This window comes from Providencia sp. SP181 (genome assembly GCF_050446505.1).
Taxonomy (GTDB): Bacteria; Pseudomonadota; Gammaproteobacteria; order Enterobacterales; family Enterobacteriaceae; genus Providencia; species Providencia vermicola.
Window position 1 is genome coordinate 322026 of sequence record NZ_JBBPXM010000001.1, and the last position, 13847, is coordinate 335872.

Consider the following 13847-nt stretch of genomic DNA (forward strand, 5'->3'; position numbering starts at 1 on the left):
TGCCCCTTAAAAAATAATACGCTGTGGAATTGCAACATCAGGGACTAACTGGTCACCATCCCATTTTTCGATGTTACATAACATGGTATTCCACCCTGATGTTCCTAACCCTGTTGGGACTTGGATCGTCAGCGTATTATCTGCACCAGCCATATCTATCCCTGTTTTTTCATCCACATCCGTCCAGCTACCATGAGGTAATGCAACTACCCCTGGTTTCATGGTTTGCGTGACTAGCGCTGGGCGGACAATTTTTCCGTGAGGGCTGCTAACCAATACCGTTTCGCCATGCTTAATTCCTAAACGTTTAGCATCAGAGGCATTGATATAGATCGGACTTGGCCACTGCTCACGTAGCCACGGCACATTATCTAACGTACTGTGTGAACGACGTAAATAGTGTGGGTTATAAATTTGGAATGGATAATCCCCTTTCTCTTTTTTGGCAAAGTCTTTAAAACTCGCCTCATAACCGCTAGCTGAAGGAATATATTCAGGAATTGGCGGTAATTTCGTCCAACCACATTCATCGGCTTTTTCCACCAATGTTTGGCAATAAATTTCAAACTTACCACTCGGTGTTGGGCGAGGATTCGCTTGCGGGTCACGAATAAAATCTTCGTAAGCAATGTAACCGTAATTATCTTCTTGCGTGCGCTGCACTTGATATTTACCAACAGTTAGGAACTCATTTAACGTTAAACGACCTTGCTGTGGTTTCCCTGTGACTTGCCATTCATCGATATCTGCTTGGGTAATCGTGAGCAGAGGCTCTTTAGTCTGACCATCTTCCCCGATAATGGTTGCCCCATTAAGTTTATTGAAAAACTGTTGTTTTTCTGAAACAGGGAAGACTTCATCCACATTGATCCCAAGGCGTTTGCCCAGTTCTTTGGCAATCCATTGATCACTTTTTGCCTCATAAAGTGGCGGGGTCACATTCACGGCGGCAATAATAACTTCACGGTTACTTGGGTTTAAAATCGTCCCTTCGCGCTCCCATTCTGTGGTAACAGGCAAGACGATATCAGAGTATTTTGCACAGGTATGTGGCACATAAGCTGCTGTTACCACGAGTTCGACATCTTTTCGATAGGCTTCAATACTTTGAGTAATATTTGCACGCGTCTGCAATGTCGCATTGAATGGGTGAATGATCATTTGAATATTCGCATCCACATCTCCCACTCCGCGCTGGCGGAATTTTTTCTCCAGCAATGCACGATTGAGTTCATTATGGTTGATTTTCAAACTCACAGGGTTGGGGATGGATGGTAAACCACTTGCGCCTGCCATCACTAAGCGTGTGCCGTTATTTCCCGCAGCAAAATGACAACTCACCCCCGTCATACGCCCTGGGCGCCCCATATGTCCCGTCATAAAGCCCAATGTTGAGAATGCTTGAACCCAGCCCTCTCCATTATGGATACGTGCAGGTGCCCAGCCCGTCAGTAAAGCAACGCGGTTTGTACCCCCGATTTCACGGGCTAATGTTCGAATATCTGTCACTGATAACCCACAAATATTTGCTGCCCACTCAGGGGTTTTTGGTTCACCTGAATAAGTGCCTAATAAATAATCTTTAAAATTACCTTTTGGATCTGCACCTGAGGGCATGTTTTTTTCATCAAAGCCCACAGTACAACGGCGTAAAAATTCCCAATCAATTAATGGGTTTTCTGGACTATCCATTTCTAACAGTGCATACATGATACCCAATGCAAGTGCATGGTCGGTGCCAGGGTTGATGGGATACCAATCCGCATCCATTAGTTCAGCCGTCGTGGTATAGCTTGGGTCGATGCTGATAAAACGTGCACCTGCTTTTTTAGCTTGATAATAGTTATAGGTTGGGCTTCCAGGGCTACTCCATGCAGGATTCGCCCCCCACATAACAATGAGCTGCGAGTTGCGCATATCAAAGCGGTCATTGGTACCAAAAGTATAAAAGCCTTCCAATAAACCGAGGTGAGCAGGCGTTTCAAACCAAGCGCCCCATGAGGTAGTTCCCCAATCCCCAACAAAACCACCTGCTTTGGCGTACACATTTTGGATATCAACACCGTTTCCACCCGTGATCCAAATCGATTCCTTGCCATATTTTTCTTTAATACGTTTCGATTCTGAGGCGACAATATCAAGGGCTTCATCCCAACTGATACGCACCCATTGGTCACGTCCACGCAAGCTTTTATCACCGCCACCTGGTGCCCAGCCTTTACGTTTCATTGGGTATTTTAAGCGATCAGCACCAAAAACCTGCTTACGCTGAGAACGCCCACGCAAACAGCCTCGTTGCTGTGGAAAATCGGGGGAGTCAGCAACCACATCATCCGTTTTTTGCCTCACTACCACACCATCTACCACCAGCGCTTTATTCACACAACGCCCGCCACAGTTATGCCAGCACGCAACGGGCTTCCATTTTCCTTTGGTGATAGTATCCGTCGCTTGTACAATCGCTTTTTCTTCTTCTGGTGTGGATGCGTAAAGCCGTTTACTCAACGGTAATGTGGCCATTACCGATGCTGCCGAAGTCCATGCTAGAAATGAACGACGACTTAAGGCTATTTTCTGTCTTTCTGACATTGCTCTTACCTCTTCCTTTCGTTTTATTATTATAAATTGACTAATTCATTGATTTTATTTTGATCATTTCGCAAAAAGGGTTCTAACAGTGCACTCAATTGGCGGTAAAATGGGGTGTTCGCATGGTTATGCAGGTCACGGCAAAATGGAGTAATAAACGCCAATAGGTGGTCACTTAAGAATAAAGACGATACCTGCAATAACGCTTTTGATTCGTCAGTGAGCTCAGGTTCTAAATCGGTAAGCTCAACAATTTTCTGGCTGAGGTTCCACATAAAATCCAGCTCATAGCCAATATGATCCGCAGCTTCGAATTCTTTCTGTCCTAATTCAAATCCATATTTTTGATAGAAGGATTTCACTGCAAGGGTGTTTTCTTGGAATAACAGTTTGTCTCGTGAGACATAAGTGGACTCCCATGGTGCTGCTGCAGGCGCATCTGGCCCAATAAATAAGCGTGTGAAGTCCCAATGTAAATCCTCAAAGCCATCTGTACCCGCTTGTAAGCTGCGTGCTTGTAAGTCTATTTCCATTGCACTAACCGCATCAGCCATCACTGGCAAATGGTCTTCACAAGGGAATAGCGCCAATCCCCCTTCACACAAATATTGCAGTAATTCAGGCGTTGGCTCTTCCATGAGTAAGCGACGCAATACGTCATAAGCAAACTGCCTCCCATACAAAAAATCTAAAATGGGGTTTTCATTTTTCACAGGAACCTCCCTGTATGTCGGTCAATAAAAATTCAGTGGGTGTGGTTAATTCAATACGCACTTCTTTAATCAATGGATCGCCATTTTCATCTGGCTCAACAATATGAGAAGTGAGTGCGATAGGGAGATTTGCTAGCGTCTGTAGATACAGAATCGATTCAGGGTTGAATTGCAAAAAACCGTGAAGCAATTCATGTTGAAAAGGCACATTGGCTTGTTTTAAATAATGAGCCGCTTTCTCGCAGTCATCGCCAAACACCTTGGCACTTTTGAAAAAATAATCCTTTGTAGAGAAAAAATAATATGGGCCCATCACCTGCTCATCATGCTGAAAAAATGCGTTATTTTGGTACACCTGCCCCGTATGTTTATTCTCTAAAGAGCAATAATGCACGCCGAGAGATAAACGCTTTTCTAGCGCAAATTTTAGTACACGTAAGCAAGCTAGCTCGCTATCAGCAACCGCAAGCCCTCCTGCATACCAATAGTTGTAATACACCTCATAGGGTGGGTTTTTTAGGTTAAAATTGCGGGATTTGTATTCATGGCTATTAGTCAGGGGAAAGCAGAACTCTAATAAATTGATACCATCAATTCCAATATCATCTAACTGTATCAGCAGCTGATACATTTGCTCTTCAGTATTGGGGATCACGGGCATTTCCACCATCACTGTAGGGAAAATTTCGCGGGCTAAGGCGATACGGCGTAAAACTTTTTCAATGCGTTCTTTTGAATCATCAATTTTGATGCTAAAACGCACCTCTTGCAGGCCTGCCTTCGCTAATGAAAGGGCCGTAGTGCGGTCTAGCGGGTCACCTGCGGTATATAAACGGGTATGAACTTGCGGTAACTTTTGCTGTACACGTTGAAAGAATTGAATGCTTTCTTCACGAAATAACAGCGGTTCCCCGCCCGTTAGTGCGATGTGGGATAATGGATAGTTTTGCTCTGCAATAGCGTCTACCTCGCCTATTGCATCGCGCATCTCCCGTTGAAAACCTTCATAATTTTCTTGATTAGGATTAAAGCAGAAATAGCAATCACGGTGACATTTTAACGACAAAAATGTCGTGTGGCTCCCTTCCCCCGTTCGGCACTGTACACAAGCGCTAGAAAGCCACCCGCAATGAATACTTTTGCCATTATTCGCAAAGATTGCCCCTAATGTTTTCAGCTCATTTTTCAGTTGTTGAATTTCAGTTTGCTGTGAAAAAGGAATTTCAAAATCTAAACCATACGCTGAAATAGCAGATTGCGTCTTTTTCTCAATCACTAAATAGCGCATAGCATAGCGTGAAAATTTATCATTTTTGAGTGTGGACAGAGTGCTATCTGTTATCGGATAGATCATTAAATTACCTTTAATAAGGGATACCGTTTTATTAGCTATGTTGTGATAAAATATAGTAGGCAGTGATCGCCTAATTATTTGACTGATATTGATAGCTGAACAACAGATGTATGCACTGAATCTTTGGTGAGATTAGTTTTATTTTAACTACAAATTAAAATTATCTATCATTTGCTATATTAATAAACCCAGTATAAATAATTAAAGCAAAATGAAATTGCGCAGGATCAACAAAAATTTCTATTTCAGTGTACTTCCCCTCAGTTATCAATTATAAAAAATCTTATATACTCAAAGCATTACAACAAACCATCACATAATCCCATTACGAATGGTTATATAACAATTTATACATCAAATAAAAATAGTGTTAAAAACATCAAGAAAAATAATATTTAGTCTAATATTTAAAATGAATGATTCCTTTTCAAAATGTAACATTAAATTTCAAACTAATAGATAATCACTCTCATTAATGCCACCTATTTTATTTTTAATCCTACGCTTAAATTTAATCGAAAATATTTTTAATTAATTTGAGCCACCGTTATCTCAATAATCAGATACAGGTCTTTAATTGATTAGAAAAAATAATTTTCACCATGAATTATTTTTCAACATAAAAAATACTTTAGGATTATTTACATCGTTTTTATTGTATGGTTTCGTTATGATTTCATCGATTAATCACGCTTAGTCATTAATTAAATTAAACTTAAAGGAAATAAATATTATTAACAGGCAGTATATGCAAGACAAAACAATTCAATTTAGTAAATTTTTAAGCTACGTTTTACGCCACAAACCTGAAGCCATTGCACTCACTCTCGATCAAGATGGTTGGGTTAGTGTTGATGATTTATTATTACAAGCCAACCGCCACGGGAAAAAGCTCACCCGTGAAATATTAGAGTATATAGTTGAAAATAATAATAAAAAAAGGTTCACCTTCAATACTGAACATACCATGATCCGCGCCGCGCAAGGCCATTCAACTCAACAAGTTAATCTCAATCACCTTTCGCAAACACCCCCAGAGTTTCTTTATCATGGAACCGCAATACGTTTTGTCGATTCAATTAGACAACAAGGGTTATTAGCGGGTAATCGTCATCATGTGCATTTGTCGGACAACACAGAGACGGCAACCAATGTAGGAGCACGGCACGGCAAGCCCATCGTTTTGGTAATTGAAGCCCAAAAAATGGTGGAATCAGGTTATCTATTTTACTTATCAGATAACCACGTTTGGTTAACTGAACATGTTCCCGCCAAATTTATCCAACCGTAATAGCTAAAGTGGCAACGCATATGTGACCTTAACCGTTTCCATGGGGACTTCGGTCTTAATACTTTGGATACTGTTTATTTGTGTTAAATGATCCGCATGAAAACGGCGATATGAAGCAAGGTCTTGAGTGACAATGCGGATTAATGCATCACACTCACCCGCCATCAGATGGCATTCCACCACTTCAGGCATCTGTTTAATATCCTCAACAAACTGATTAATGGTCTTAGCATCCTGTGTTTTAAACCAAATGCGCGCAAATAACGACAACCCCGCGCCTATTTTAGCGCCATCAAGTACCGCCACATAACGTTTTATCACTCCCGCCTCTTCGAGCAATTTTACACGACGCAAACAAGGAGACGGGGAAAGCCCAACCTCTTTAGCCAGCTCAACATTCTGTATTTTTCCATCACGCTGTAGCACCTGTAAAATACGTCTATCAATGGCATCGAGTTTTATCATATTCATTTTTATTGAAACCTAAAGCTCACTTATTAATATTTATTGATATTCAATGCTAATTTATTATTATTTTCAAGCAATAAAACAACCCTATACTACTGCATTGTCGTTATAATTTTTACGCAGCTGGCCAGTTGCCTCATCAACAATAAAATCAAAGAGGTCATTCTATGGAGTTACACACATTAGCATTATTCAGTGCTACAGTGATCCCACTGATTTGCACACCAGGCCCTGATATTTTATTTATTTCAGCACAGGGGCTTTCAGGTGGGCCAAGTGCCGCTTGGAAGGCTAATTTAGGGATTATTTTAGGTTATGTAACCCATGCGATACTGGCGGCACTTGGCCTTGCTGCAATTGTTGCAACCTCACCAATGGTGTTTCATACAATAAAATGGGTTGGTGTTGCCTATGTAGCATACCTCGCTGCTCGGATGATCATGTCTGCAATGAAAGCCAATGAAGTCAAAATACAAAAAGTATCGAATAAAGCGGTGATTGGTAAGGCATTTTTAACCAGTTTTTTAAACCCTAAAGGCTTACTGGTGTATTTTGCAATCTTACCTAATTTTATTCAGTTGAGCGAAAGTGTTGCGATTCAATCGCTAATCCTTTCTGCCACTTTTATTGTGTCTTGTGTGGTGATTTATGGCGTTATTGGGATGTTGTTTGCTTCCATGCATAAAAAACAAGGTTATAACGACAATAAACGCCGCATTACAGAAGGCGTTGCAGGTGGCTTGTTAACCTTTGCAGCTATAGGATTAGCGGCAAGTTAACGTGGTAATAGTTCAATATAAATCAGCTGGCTATTGGCATTAAGGGGGGTCACTTCACCCTCGCCGATATCCGGCAACCACCAACCGCCTTGACCAACCACCATTCGGTTACAGCTCCCGCCAGACACAGCCCATTCGCCACGTCGTACAAAAACTAGACCAGCTTGATTGTTCGGCAGTTTACACGTCTCAGTCACTAAAGCGCTTTTTACCACCCAGCGATCCGCGCGGAAAATAAAATTCAATAGCTGTGTATTCGGCTGGCTCACATTGATCGCCGCATATTGCTGAGCTGAAAATTGAGCATGCTCACCAACCTGGCTCAACCGCTGCGTAAAATTTTTATTATCGGTTAATGTTATTTCTTGGTTATTGAGCAAAATAACTAACCTTTCACCTTCAGCGTAGCGTTTAAGGTAGCTATCTTGATTAATCGTCGCGATGCTTGCACGTAATGAATAATCTGAAGCCACGGGCCAGCAAAAAACTTCTTGGCTGGCCCCTCCTCCATCATTCCATTTGAGATGTGGCAAATCAGTGATATCAAAACATTTAATTTTCACATTACCTCCCAAAACGTTGTCATTCACTGTTTTAGATGTGTACTTAGAGTCGCAAAGTTAATCTTTCAAGGCAATGAATTTACAACGATAATGTGACTAATCGCGCTTCTCTTTAATTAATTGGTGACATAATCGACCTAATGTTTTCATCGCCTCTTCAATACGCTCAGTCCATGTAAAAGAGGCATTTAAGCGAAATGCATGGTTAAACTGATCACTGGTCGAAAACATACTGCCAGGTGCAATGCTGATACCTTCTTTTAATGCTAATTGATATAAGCGAATTGCATTAAACGGCGGCTCAAATTCTAACCATAAAAAGTAACCACCTTTAGGCATATTCACTTTTACCGAGGACGGCATATACTTCGCTATTGCCCCTAGCATCTGATGCTGTCGTTGTTCCATGGTGACTCGCAATTTACGTAAGTGACTGTCGTACCCCCCTAAAGAGAGGTACTCAGCAATAGCGAGCTGTGTGGGAACACTTGCTGACACCGTACTCATCATCTGCAAATGCTGGATTTTGGTTGCATGATGCCCCGCAGCCACCCACCCCACACGATACCCAGGAGCCAAACATTTGGAAAATGATGAACAGTGGAAAAAGTGCCCTTTAGTATCTAACGCTTTGGCAGGAATGGGTTGTTTGTTGCCAAAATACAATTCACCATAAACATCATCTTCAATTAATGCAATTTGGTGTTTATTTAAAATATCCACCAACCGCTTTTTATTGGCTTGCGGCATTGTGCCACCCAATGGGTTTTGATAATGCGTCATCAACCAACAAGCTTTAATCGGGTATTTGTCGGCAATGTCCTCTAATGCATCAAGATCGATACCAAATAAAGGGTCAGTTTTAATCGCGATCGCTTTGAGTTTTAACCGTTCAATCGCCTGCAATGACCCATAAAATGCGGGAGATTCAATAACGACCCAATCTCCAGGTTGGGTCACTGACTGCAAACTTAACACCAGCGATTCCATCGCACCTGCAGTAATCACAATTTCATCTGGAGCGACATGGATACCTTGTGTCGCATAACGCTGGGCAATATTACGACGTAATTGCTCATTTCCTGGCGGTAAGTTAGCGGGTGTATTAAATTTGGATAAACGCCTCGCGACGGATGCCAATGATTTAGCAAGTTTAGGGTCATCCAATAACGCAGGTTCTGGAAAAGCAGAGCCAAATGGGATAATATCGGGATCCTTACAAGCTTGTAATACCCCAAATATTGAAGCGTTAATTTCTACATTCTCATTTAAGTGGAGCCCTTTTCCCCCTTTTGCCGCTGCAAAGGCGTTATTTCGGTTGGCCACATAGTATCCAGATTGTGGACGTGCGGCGATCCAACCTTGGCTTTCAAGTAATTGATATGCTTGCACCACGGTCATTAAACTGAGACCTGATTGCTTAACACTTTCCCTCAGTGAAGGTAATCTGTCACCAACTTGCCAAATATTGTCTTCAATTTGTTGACGAATTTGCGCTGCTAACTGTTCATATCTCGTCATAGCCGCCTCAACTGTTATAGTTAATATCCCGATAATTGTTACTATTATAGTTTATCGTCTCATGTTCTACTTATCCACACATTCACCTGACTTTTTTAACTATAAGCACAAAACATTTTTAGTCGGATTGCGATACTTAGCATTCCGGTGTGAGCAATTTATTTTGCTAGGGATAAGCACCTCGATTGTGATCACCAAGGCTTTAAATGCAGCGTGCCATTAACATATCCACTCAGGGGTCAATATGTTTGGACTAACTGCGCTGGAGCTTGCCCGTATACAATTTGCGTTTACGGTCTCGTTCCATATTATTTTTCCGGCCATTACTATTGGGCTCGCAAGCTTTCTTGCGGTGCTACAAGGCTTATGGCTAAAAACACGTGACGAAGACTATATAAAACTGTTCCATTTTTGGACAAAAGTTTTTGCGGTTAACTTCGGAATGGGCGTGGTATCAGGATTGGTGATGGCATACCAATTCGGTACTAACTGGAGTTTCTTTTCAGACTTTGCAGGTGGGATCACAGGCCCGTTACTCACATATGAAGTGTTAACCGCCTTCTTTCTTGAAGCGGGTTTCCTCGGTGTCATGTTGTTTGGCATGAACCGTGTCGGTGAAAAACTGCACTTTTTTGCTACCTGCATGGTCGCGCTAGGTACCATTATTTCCACATTCTGGATTTTGGCATCTAACAGTTTTATGCAAACACCACAAGGTTTCGAAATCATCGATGGCCGTATCGTCCCCGTTGATTGGTTAGCGGTGATCTTCAACCCTTCTTTCCCATATCGTTTATTGCACATGACGACGGCTGCATTCCTTGCTGCGGCATTCTTTATTGGTGCATCTGCGGCATGGCATTTACTCAAAGGCAATAAATCCAGCGCAATGAAGAAGATGTTCTCCATGTCGTTGTGGTTGATTTTAGTTTTAGCACCTGTCCAAGCGTTAATTGGTGATGCGCACGGCTTAAATACACTGAAACATCAACCTGTTAAAGTTGCTGCAATGGAAGGCCACTGGGAAAATAAACCTGGTGAAGCCACACCGCTTATTTTGTTTGGTATTCCAAACCAAGAGAAAGAAAAAACCGAATATGCCATCGAAATTCCGTACCTTGCGAGCCTAATTTTAACTCACAGCATTGATAAACAAGTGCCTGCATTAAAAGAATACGCACCAGAAGACCGACCAAATGTATTCATGGTGTTTTGGTCGTTCCGTGTAATGGTCGGTTTAGGCTTATTAATGATAGCCGCAGGGGTTTGGGGCTTATGGCTTCGTTATCGTAAAAACCTGTATGAGTCCAAAACATTCCTGCGATTTATGTTCGTCATGGCACCCTCTGGCTTGATTGCTATCTTAGCGGGCTGGTTTACGACGGAAATTGGTCGCCAACCTTGGGTGGTGTACGGTTTGCAGCGCACCTCAGATGCCGTCAGTGCCCACGGTGAAATGCACATGAGCATCAGTTTAATCGCCTTCTTTGTGGTTTATGGTGGCGTATTCGGTATCGGCTACATGTACATGATGAAATTAATTCGTAAAGGTATCGCGGAGGACGCAGCTCATGGGCATTGATTTACCTCTCATTTGGTTTGTCATCATCGTATTTAGTATGTTGATGTATATCGTGATGGATGGCTTCGATTTGGGTATCGGTATTCTCTATCCCGCCCTAAAAGATAGCCAAGACCGTGACTTAATGATGAACAGCGTTGCCCCCGTTTGGGATGGTAACGAGACGTGGCTTGTGCTCGGCGGTGCTGCTTTATTTGGTGCATTCCCGCTTGCCTACGCCATTGTGTTAGATGCGTTATCCATACCGCTAACTTTTATGCTGTTAGCCTTGATTTTCCGTGGTGTGGCATTTGAATTTCGCTTTAGAGCGGATGAATCTCACCGTCGCCATTGGGATCACGCGTTCATTTGGGGCTCTATTTTCGCGACATTTGTTCAAGGCGTCGTCGTGGGTGCTTTTATCCAAGGCTTCCACGTGGAAAACCGTACCTTTATGGGCGGCTACTTTGATTGGTTTGCCCCCTTCCCACTGTTTTGTGGTTTTGGCTTAGTTGTTGCTTATGCTTTACTAGCTTGTGGCTGGCTAATCATGAAAACCGAAGGGCATCTACGCCGTACCATGTACCGTATTCTGCGCCCATTGACCTTATTAATGGTTGCAGTGATAGCGGTTATCAGCTTATGGACACCGATGCTTAATCAAGCCATTTTTGATCGCTGGTTCACACTGCCCAATCTGTTCTTCTTCTTGCCTGTTCCATTACTGGTTCTGGGTTGTACATGGCTAATCTTAAAAAGTGCAAAGCGCCAGCAGCATGATAGCGTTCCATTCTTATCTGCCTTGATGTTGATATTCCTCGGCTTTACAGGTCTGGGGATCAGTATCTGGCCAACATTAATCCCACCAGCAATTAGCTTCCGTGACGCCGCGGGCCCCTCTGAAAGTTTAGGCTTTATGTTAGTGGGCGCGTTATTCATTATTCCTGTTATTTTGGTTTATACCTATTGGAGTTACTATGTCTTCAGAGGAAAAATTACCCCAGACCAAGGCTACCATTGATACCGCCGTAACCTCCCCTTGGTGGAAAAAACTCGGTTGGATGGCACTAATTTGGCTAGGAAGTGTATTAGCACTGTTTGCTTTCTCTTCCGTGTTTAAATTGATGATGACCGCCGCAGGGATGAAAGTGAAGTAGATAACTTAAGTGCCTTATGTTAATACCTAAGGCACTTTTTATTGTTTTATGTGAAACAAATGGGGTGAATATAGATAGTTATATAATTAATATACGTGATATGATAATGATAATAGTTACCAAATAATAAAATTATCATTAATGAAGGAGAATGTCCGTGGCTACTGAACAATCCGTTGAAAAAAATATCTATCGCCCGGCGCCACCGCAGCTTATTCAAGTTAAATCCATTACTGATGTCAGCCCCTCCATTCGCAGCATCACTTTTACGGGTGAAAAGCTTGCAGACTACCCAACCAATAGCGAAGGTGGGCACTTAAAAATCTTTTTAGCCCCTGACTTAACCAGCCAACCCGCTCTGCCTATCCTTAGTAAAGAAGGCCGTAGCTGGCCTGAAGATAAACCTCGCCCATTTGTGCGCACCTATACCGTTAGAGCGATTCGCCCTGATGTCAGTGAAATCGATATTGAATTTGCCATGCATGACGGTGCGACAGGGCCTGCCTATTTATTTGCCCGCGATGCCAAACCTGGTCATTGGATGGGGATCACCAATCCTGGTGGTCCAGACCCACTACTACCAAGTCGAAAACACTATTTTATGGCGGGGGACTCCAGTTCACTGCCTGCCATTGCCGCATTATTAGAAAAAATGCCAGCAGATGCCCAAGGAAAGGTGGTACTACGCATGGATAACCCAGCGGATGTACGCCCACTTAAAAAACCTGCTCAAGTTGAAATCATTTGGATTTGTGGAGATATCAGCAAAACTGCTGAATTAATTAGCACATTTAAATCGTGGGATATTCCTGCCACAGATTGTGCATTTTGGATCGCGGGTGAAGACCAAATAATTCGTGATTTACGCCGTTTTATTCGTCGTGAAAAAGGGTTTGGCCGTGATGATATCTATGCTATTCCATACTGGCGCCACGGCTATGATGAAGAAGGTTATCACCATGAACGCCATGCTGTAATGGATAACCCTGACGATTAATTAAGTTTTAAATTACCCTCAACGCTTATCAGTTGCATTATCGCTGATAAGCGTTTCCCTACCTGTTTCCTGCCCACTTTTTTGAGTTTACTTGCATCGTATCACGCTATCTTGCGCATTTTTTTATTGCGGTAAATGTTATGTTATAACATAATAAATTTGAACATTATCAAAATAGGAAATGACAGTGCATAAACACACATTATTAAATACAGCGCTTAGCGCAGTTTTTGCCATTAGCAGTTTTTCTGCTATCGCACACGGTTCACATAGCCATGCACATCCGCAATCGGAAAAAGCCCTTCAAGCCTCAAAAGGCATCTTTGAAGATTCAGATGTCAAAGACCGCTCGTTAAGCGATTGGCAAGGCGTATGGGAGTCAGTAAATCCATTATTATTAAATGGTAAGTTAGATGCTGTTTTAGAAAGCAACGCACAGAAAAATAAAGATAAAACCGTTGAAGAATACCGCGCTTACTATAAAAAAGGCTACGCCACAGATGTTGACAGTATTGGCATCGAAAATAATGTGATTGAATTTACCCAAAACGGTGTCGTCAATAGCTGTCAATATGCGTATTCAGGCTATAAAATTTTACATTATACTTCGGGCAAAAAAGGCGTTCGCTACCTGTTTGAGTGCCAAGATGCTAAATCCAAAGCGCCAAAATACATTCAATTTAGCGACCATATTATCGAGCCGCAAACGTCAGGCCATTTCCACTTATATATGGGGAATGAATCACAAGAAAAACTCCTGGGACAATTAGACAATTGGCCAACCTATTACCCTTATTCATTAACCGATGAGCAAATCGTCCACGAAATGCTGTACCATTAATCATCAGTGACTA

The 13847-nt window shown here is 42.2% G+C and carries 13 protein-coding genes; 7 read left to right on the forward strand and 6 right to left on the reverse strand.

Translation table 11 applies throughout. The features are described 5' to 3' along the window. Positions 1-6: 6 nt before the first annotated feature. Genes AABS66_RS01465 through AABS66_RS01475 form a run of 3 tightly spaced genes read right to left on the reverse strand, consistent with a single transcriptional unit; the run spans position 7 to position 4656 of the window. Complete coding sequence (locus tag AABS66_RS01465) at positions 7-2589, reverse strand: molybdopterin-dependent oxidoreductase (protein ID WP_430224461.1); 2583 nt, start codon at positions 2587-2589, stop codon at positions 7-9. 29 nt (positions 2590-2618) lie between these two features. Continuing rightward, complete coding sequence (locus tag AABS66_RS01470) at positions 2619-3302, reverse strand: TorD/DmsD family molecular chaperone (RefSeq protein WP_206084105.1); 684 nt, start codon at positions 3300-3302, stop codon at positions 2619-2621. Next, positions 3292-4656: a radical SAM protein gene (locus tag AABS66_RS01475; RefSeq protein ID WP_430224462.1), complete on the reverse strand. Its 1365-nt coding sequence runs from the start codon at positions 4654-4656 to the stop codon at positions 3292-3294. Before AABS66_RS01475 ends, AABS66_RS01470 begins: the two co-directional genes overlap by 11 nt. Before the next feature lie 748 nt (positions 4657-5404). Between AABS66_RS01475 and AABS66_RS01480 the strand changes: the two genes are divergently transcribed. Next, on the forward strand, positions 5405-5947 hold the full coding sequence (locus AABS66_RS01480; RefSeq protein WP_272680864.1) for an RNA 2'-phosphotransferase: 543 nt from the start codon (positions 5405-5407) through the stop codon (positions 5945-5947). Positions 5948-5950: 3 nt separating this feature from the next. Here AABS66_RS01480 and AABS66_RS01485 read toward each other — a convergent pair whose 3' ends face one another. Then, positions 5951-6418, reverse strand: coding sequence for an Lrp/AsnC family transcriptional regulator (locus tag AABS66_RS01485; RefSeq protein ID WP_225818287.1), 468 nt, complete (start codon positions 6416-6418; stop codon positions 5951-5953). 164 nt (positions 6419-6582) lie between these two features. On the opposite strand from AABS66_RS01485, the gene AABS66_RS01490 reads away from it, so the two are divergent. Then, positions 6583-7194 carry a LysE family translocator gene (locus tag AABS66_RS01490; RefSeq protein ID WP_206084102.1) on the forward strand — a complete coding sequence of 204 codons (612 nt, stop codon included), beginning with the start codon at positions 6583-6585 and terminating at the stop codon, positions 7192-7194. Here AABS66_RS01490 and AABS66_RS01495 read toward each other — a convergent pair. Continuing rightward, complete coding sequence (locus AABS66_RS01495) at positions 7191-7757, reverse strand: HutD/Ves family protein (RefSeq protein ID WP_206084101.1); 567 nt, start codon at positions 7755-7757, stop codon at positions 7191-7193. The genes AABS66_RS01490 and AABS66_RS01495 overlap by 4 nt on opposite strands. 96 nt (positions 7758-7853) lie before the next feature. Beyond that, positions 7854-9278: a PLP-dependent aminotransferase family protein gene (locus AABS66_RS01500; protein ID WP_430224463.1), complete on the reverse strand. Its 1425-nt coding sequence runs from the start codon at positions 9276-9278 to the stop codon at positions 7854-7856. 244 nt (positions 9279-9522) lie between these two features. On the opposite strand from AABS66_RS01500, the gene AABS66_RS01505 reads away from it, so the two are divergent. The 5 genes from AABS66_RS01505 to zinT all read left to right on the forward strand — a co-directional run bounded on the left by AABS66_RS01505 (position 9523) and on the right by zinT (position 13834). Continuing rightward, the gene (locus AABS66_RS01505; protein WP_206084099.1) at positions 9523-10860 is read left to right on the forward strand and encodes a cytochrome ubiquinol oxidase subunit I; all 1338 of its coding nucleotides are present in this window, start codon (positions 9523-9525) and stop codon (positions 10858-10860) included. Beyond that, positions 10850-11860, forward strand: coding sequence for a cytochrome d ubiquinol oxidase subunit II (cydB, locus tag AABS66_RS01510; RefSeq protein ID WP_206084098.1), 1011 nt, complete (start codon positions 10850-10852; stop codon positions 11858-11860). Before AABS66_RS01505 ends, cydB begins: the two co-directional genes overlap by 11 nt. Beyond that, positions 11817-11996, forward strand: a complete 180-nt coding sequence (locus AABS66_RS01515; protein ID WP_206084097.1) for a DUF2474 domain-containing protein — start codon at positions 11817-11819, stop codon at positions 11994-11996. Before cydB ends, AABS66_RS01515 begins: the two co-directional genes overlap by 44 nt. Before the next feature lie 151 nt (positions 11997-12147). Next, positions 12148-12993: a siderophore-interacting protein gene (locus AABS66_RS01520; protein ID WP_430224464.1), complete on the forward strand. Its 846-nt coding sequence runs from the start codon at positions 12148-12150 to the stop codon at positions 12991-12993. 181 nt (positions 12994-13174) lie between these two features. After that, the gene (zinT, locus tag AABS66_RS01525; protein ID WP_430224465.1) at positions 13175-13834 is read left to right on the forward strand and encodes a metal-binding protein ZinT; all 660 of its coding nucleotides are present in this window, start codon (positions 13175-13177) and stop codon (positions 13832-13834) included. The last annotated feature ends 13 nt before the right edge of the window (positions 13835-13847 follow it).

What these genes read in the sequence shown, in the direction of transcription:
- AABS66_RS01515 (WP_206084097.1), top strand. Translation starts at nt 11,817, where the DNA reads ATGTCTTCAGAGGAAAAATTACCCCAGACCAAGGCTACCATTGATACC.
- zinT (WP_430224465.1), top strand. Translation starts at nt 13,175, where the DNA reads ATGACAGTGCATAAACACACATTATTAAATACAGCGCTTAGCGCAGTT.
- AABS66_RS01520 (WP_430224464.1), top strand. Translation starts at nt 12,148, where the DNA reads ATGTCCGTGGCTACTGAACAATCCGTTGAAAAAAATATCTATCGCCCG.
- AABS66_RS01505 (WP_206084099.1), top strand. Translation starts at nt 9,523, where the DNA reads ATGTTTGGACTAACTGCGCTGGAGCTTGCCCGTATACAATTTGCGTTT.
- AABS66_RS01485 (WP_225818287.1), bottom strand. Translation starts at nt 6,418, where the DNA reads ATGAATATGATAAAACTCGATGCCATTGATAGACGTATTTTACAGGTG.
- AABS66_RS01465 (WP_430224461.1), bottom strand. Translation starts at nt 2,589, where the DNA reads ATGTCAGAAAGACAGAAAATAGCCTTAAGTCGTCGTTCATTTCTAGCA.
- cydB (WP_206084098.1), top strand. Translation starts at nt 10,850, where the DNA reads ATGGGCATTGATTTACCTCTCATTTGGTTTGTCATCATCGTATTTAGT.
- AABS66_RS01480 (WP_272680864.1), top strand. Translation starts at nt 5,405, where the DNA reads ATGCAAGACAAAACAATTCAATTTAGTAAATTTTTAAGCTACGTTTTA.
- AABS66_RS01475 (WP_430224462.1), bottom strand. Translation starts at nt 4,656, where the DNA reads ATGATCTATCCGATAACAGATAGCACTCTGTCCACACTCAAAAATGAT.
- AABS66_RS01490 (WP_206084102.1), top strand. Translation starts at nt 6,583, where the DNA reads ATGGAGTTACACACATTAGCATTATTCAGTGCTACAGTGATCCCACTG.
- AABS66_RS01500 (WP_430224463.1), bottom strand. Translation starts at nt 9,278, where the DNA reads ATGACGAGATATGAACAGTTAGCAGCGCAAATTCGTCAACAAATTGAA.